Here is a 5,200-nt window from a genome sequence, read left to right on the forward strand (position 1 = left end):
AATCACTTCATAATGTTAAAAAAATGTAATGAAGTGAGATTTCAAGTGTAAATCTCCTCACGAAATCCCACTAATTCCATACTCAGATTAAAATCTTTTTACAAAAATCCAATCAAAAAATTGAATTATTGGACGGACTCAAAATCATAATAAAGTTTCAACTTCATTAATGAATTTTTCAGCTTGTAAAATAAGATTTTCAGCATCCTCTTGTGAAAAAATTTTTGAATAATCATAACTAGAATCATTTCTAGTTTCACGACTATTATAAAGAAAATCATAGGATTCTTTACTGAGCAATCCTGTTTTGACATATTCCTTAGCCAACTGTCTTAATGTTCCTTCGTGGGTTTTTGGAGAAATTCCTTTTTTTAAAAGTAAAGCTAATGCAGAAGAATACATCGCATAATAGGACATGGTTATTGAATTCCTATATTGCTCGGATTCAAACAATGTTTTACTTGAAATTAATTGACTTTTACCAACATTTAATGCTTCTTTTACTTTATCCAATCTGAACACCATCTTTTAGTACATTACTTAAGAATGGATAATCTTTGGTCTTATTAAAATGTTCCTCAGTCATTAGTCTTGGAGATATAACTTCATCTTTTTCAAAAATTATATCTATAGCGATTTTATGAATTTCAGGTTTGATTTTATCAGCAATCGGAGATACAATTAAAATATCAATATCAGATTCTTCGTGGTCATCCCCACGGGCAACTGAACCAAACAACATAATTAATTTGATATCATCTGATTTGATTAAATTTGCAAACTCCTGAGCTACTTTAATTCGATCATGCATAAAATCACAATTAAGACATTAATTAACATATTATATTTACTTACATTATAATAAATATATGTCCAACAATCAATAATCCCATGATTATCCTTAATCATTCAATTGAATGATAATTTAGATTATTATTTAATTTATTTAGTATTTAAGTCTTTATATCTTAAACTGAGTAAATATTGTACTTAATATATAAAATTACAAGATTAAAGCAATATTTATATTAGAGTAAAAATTTGAATTCATAATGTTTTTAATAAAAATTCAATAAATACTTATCTATGAGAGAAATTGAAAAAATGCAGGCCGGACTTGAATACTGCTATGACGATGAAGAAATATCAATGATGAAACTGCATGCTATTGAAAATGCCAATATCTTCAACTCACTTCCAGAAGATGATTTGGACAAGCAGCATGAAGTGTTAAGTGAGATTTTGGGTTCTGTTGGCGAAAAGGTGTGGATTGCAAAAAGATTCTGCTTTGACAATGGAAAAAACATACATATTGGAAATAATTTCACAGGCAACTTCAACTTGACTATCCTTGATATTAAGGAAGTGTATATTGGGGATAATGTGATGATCGGTCCAAATACATTGATTACAACTGTAGGCCATCCGATAACCCCGAAAGGAAGACGTGACCATTTGGCACAGGCCAGTGAAATAAGAATTGGAGATGATGTCTGGTTAGGCGGAAATGTGACAATACTTCCAGGAGTTACAATAGGAAACAATGTTGTTGTTGGTGCAGGTGCAGTTGTTACTAAAGACATTCCAGACAATTCCCTTGCAGTAGGTGTTCCTGCACGAGTAATAAGAGAAATTGAAAATGATTTATAATATTTAGAGATGGGTTTAGATATGACAATAGACATAATTATAATAAACCAACTCGAACTGAGATTAAAAAGTAACCCATCTCCACTATTGATTTAAGTAACTAATAGTATATAAACTTTCAATAGGCTAAAAACAATATTTACTTCAGTTTGAAATGAAAATAAATAAAAAAAGAAAAAATTTGTGAAGTAATTATCTTATTACTTCAACAATCATGTCCAAGTTTTCGGATTGAAGGATATCCACTTTTTTACCGGATGCTCCGACAATCTCCTTTTTGATGTTCAGCATGTCTTCAGGAACCACAATTTCACCGATTGTCAGTTCATGAGATTCTTCTAAAACAGAACCTATTTCATCAATGTCTGTTGATTTAAGATAACCGATGATTTTACCTGCATCACCTTTAAATGTAGGTCCGATTTGGGACATATCAGGTTCCACTTCAATGATTTTTTCATGAACTTCAGGTTTTCCTGAACTGATTGCCAATTCATTGATTTTTAATGTTCCTTTCAAGTCATCGTCGAATTCATTGAAGATTTCAACCAAATCATCATCAGTTGTATAGACGTTGACTTCTGCAAGTTCAGCATTCAATGGTATTTTTGAAGCGGATTTGAATCTTCTGACTTCATCAATCAACTCAACAGTGGTTTCTCCTTTTTCTTCCATCTCTTCACTGATTAATTCTTCATACACTTCAGGCCATAATGTAGTGTGTATTGATTCATCTGAGAAGTATTGGTAAACTTCTTCTGTGAAGAACGGCGCTATTGGAGCCATTAATTTAAGGGATGTTTCAACAACTGTTCTTAAAGTGTATTTTGCAGCTCTTCTTGACTCATCACTTACATCTGAGTATAATCTGTATTTTACAGCTTCAATGTATTCGTCACAGAAGTCATGCCAGAAGAATCTTTCGATTGATGTGATTGTATCTGCGAAATTATAATCGGCAAATGCCTGATCAACAGTTTTGTTCAGGTTGTTGAGTTTTGATAATATCCATAAATCCAATGGACCTAAGTTATCTTTAACCTCTTCATATGTTACTTCTTCATCAAATATTTGCATGCTGATGAATCTGAATGCATTCCAGAATTTTCTTAAGAAACGGTACCCGTGCTTGATGTCTTTCCAATCAAATATTACATCGGACCCTGGTACACTGTTGGCGGCCCATATTCTAAGTGGGTCTGCACCGTATTTTTCAATTACCTCTTCCGGTCCAACCACAAACTCAGGTCTTGATTTTGACATCTTGTTTCCGTCTTCACCGAATACCATACCGTTGATTACGATATCATCGAATGGTTTTTGACCTGTTAATGCAATACATCTGAGTGTAGTGTAGAATGCCCATGTACGGATGATGTCGTGTCCTTGCGGACGGATATTTGATGGGAAATGATTTACATAGTCTTCATCAGGCCATCCTGCAATGGATAGCGGTGAAATTGATGAGTCCATCCATGTGTCTAAAACGTCCACTTCTCCTATGAATTCCTCGCATCCGCATTCACATGCGTGTTTTGGCTTGTCTACTGTTGGATCAATAGGCAAGTCTTCCACATCCGGCAGGATTACTTTTCCACAGTCCTTACAGTACCATACTGGTATTGGAGTTGCAAATATTCTTTGCCTTGAGATACACCAGTCCCATTCCATGGAGTCTGCCCAGTTTACCATACGGGATTTCATGTGTTCAGGTACCCATTTCATCTCGTCTGCTGCGGTTTTTGTTTTTTCTATCAAGTCACGTACTGCTACAAACCATTGCTTTTTAAGAAGAATTTCAACTGGAGTTTTACATCTCCAACATTGTCCGACATTCTGGTCAACTTCTTCCTGTTTTAGGAGGTAGCCTTCACTGTCCAGATCTTCAATTGTCTGTTTTTTACAGCTTTGCAAGTCCATTCCTTCATATCTTCCTGCAGCTGCAGTCAATATGCCTGCATCATCAATGATGTCAATGACTTCCAAATCATATTTCTGAACCCAGCTTACGTCAGTCTTATCCCCGAATGTACAAATCATTACTGCACCTGTACCGAATTCAGGGTCAACCTCTTCATCTGCAATGATTTTTACCTTTTGATGTGATAACGGCACTTCAACGTATTTGCCTAAAAGGTGAGTGTATCTTTCATCTTCCGGATGGATTACAACAGCTACACATGCGGCCATCAGTTCAGGCCTGGTTGTTGCAATCAGAATTCCCTCATCTTTAGGATCAGCCTGTTTTCCTGACTTTTGTGAAGATACAATGTCATCATATGAATCCTCAACAGCAGGAGGGAAGTTAACGTAATTTAAAAATGTTGTGTTGTCTGAGTATTCAACTTCAGCAAATGCAATAGCAGTCTGACAGCGTGGACACCAGTTTACCGGGTGTTTTCCCTGATAAATCAGTCCTTCCTCATACATTTTTAAAAATGAGTATTGGGTTTTTCTCATGTACTCCGGAGTCATTGTGACAAATTCACGGCTCCAATCCTGTGAATAACCCATAGCACGCATTTGAGATTTCATCTTTGCAATGTTTTCAGTAGTCAAATCAACACAGTACTGTCTGAATTGTGTTCTTGAAACATCATTTTTCTTAATTCCATGAGTTTCTTCAACTTTAACTTCAGTTGGAAGACCGTGGCAGTCCCATCCCTGGGTGAAGAGCACATCGTGGCCTTTTTGTCTTCTGTATCTTGCATTCATATCAATGTAAACCCAATTCAGGACGTGTCCTAAGTGAATAGAACCTGTTGGGTATGGTGGGGGAGTGTCAATAATGTATCTAGGACGAGAGCCATCTCCAATGTATTTGTAGATGTCTTCATCTTCCCATTTTTGCTCCCAAACCTTTTCTTTTTTAAAGTCATAGTCTTTAGGAATTTCTTCATTTGACATATATTTTCTCCTAGTTAATATAAGTAAAAATAATATTGTTAACTTTGTAATTTATTGTTTAAAAAAGTAATTATAATAATAAAAATAAATCAAAATTTACATCTTTTTTACCATCCAAACATTCATAATAGATTTCTTTTAAATTAGGAGTTTTTTTCTCAACTAATCTTTTATATTCTATGAAGTTATGGTATTCCTTTAAATTATTATTTTTTAAATAATTAAGATATTTATTTAATTCTTTTTTAGATTCACGTTCAAGACGATATGTTTCCAATAGGATATGAACTTTAGAGGGTCTTAAACCACTGCAAAAACCATCTGTATCTAACATTAAATAAACCTCCTTATAATTTTATATATATCTCATATATATTAAATTTAATCAATCTACAATTAAATTCATTAACAAATTTTTCAATGTTCTCAGATATGAATTTATCATAGATTTTGAGTTCCAACATTTCTCTTTTCGCATCAGAGATATCAAGCATTTTTAATCTTTTTATAGTTAGTTACCAAACTTTTATTATAGATGAATGACAAATAATAAATTATGTCAGGAAAATCAACTATTGAAGTTTTAAATAAAGTTACGAAAACAACACTGGATGAAGAAATTGCAAAGTATGTGGCTTACCAC

General features: G+C 33.6%; 5 protein-coding genes. 1 reads left to right on the plus strand and 4 read right to left on the minus strand.

Features of this window, described 5'->3' with window-relative positions; translation table 11 throughout:
- Positions 1–144: 144 nt before the first annotated feature.
- Both IJ258_RS10575 and IJ258_RS10580 read right to left on the minus strand, forming a co-directional pair.
- A complete protein-coding gene (locus tag IJ258_RS10575) occupies positions 145–513 on the minus strand; it encodes a HEPN domain-containing protein (protein ID WP_292806686.1) in 369 nt (122 codons plus the stop codon).
- On the minus strand, positions 506–811 hold the full coding sequence (locus IJ258_RS10580; RefSeq protein ID WP_292806688.1) for a nucleotidyltransferase domain-containing protein: 306 nt from the start codon (positions 809–811) through the stop codon (positions 506–508). The genes IJ258_RS10575 and IJ258_RS10580 overlap by 8 nt, the downstream gene beginning before the upstream one ends.
- 275 nt (positions 812–1,086) lie before the next feature.
- On the opposite strand from IJ258_RS10580, the gene IJ258_RS10585 reads away from it, so the two are divergent.
- Complete coding sequence (locus IJ258_RS10585; RefSeq protein ID WP_292806690.1) at positions 1,087–1,650, plus strand: sugar O-acetyltransferase; 564 nt, start codon at positions 1,087–1,089, stop codon at positions 1,648–1,650.
- A gap of 192 nt (positions 1,651–1,842) precedes the next feature.
- Here IJ258_RS10585 and IJ258_RS10590 read toward each other — a convergent pair whose 3' ends face one another.
- A complete protein-coding gene (locus tag IJ258_RS10590) occupies positions 1,843–4,557 on the minus strand; it encodes a valine--tRNA ligase (RefSeq protein WP_292806692.1) in 2,715 nt (904 codons plus the stop codon).
- 70 nt (positions 4,558–4,627) lie between these two features.
- Complete coding sequence (locus tag IJ258_RS10595) at positions 4,628–4,891, minus strand: hypothetical protein (protein ID WP_292806694.1); 264 nt, start codon at positions 4,889–4,891, stop codon at positions 4,628–4,630.
- Positions 4,892–5,200: the final 309 nt, after the last annotated feature.

Source organism: Methanobrevibacter sp. (assembly GCF_017468685.1).
Taxonomy (GTDB): Archaea; Methanobacteriota; Methanobacteria; order Methanobacteriales; family Methanobacteriaceae; genus Methanocatella.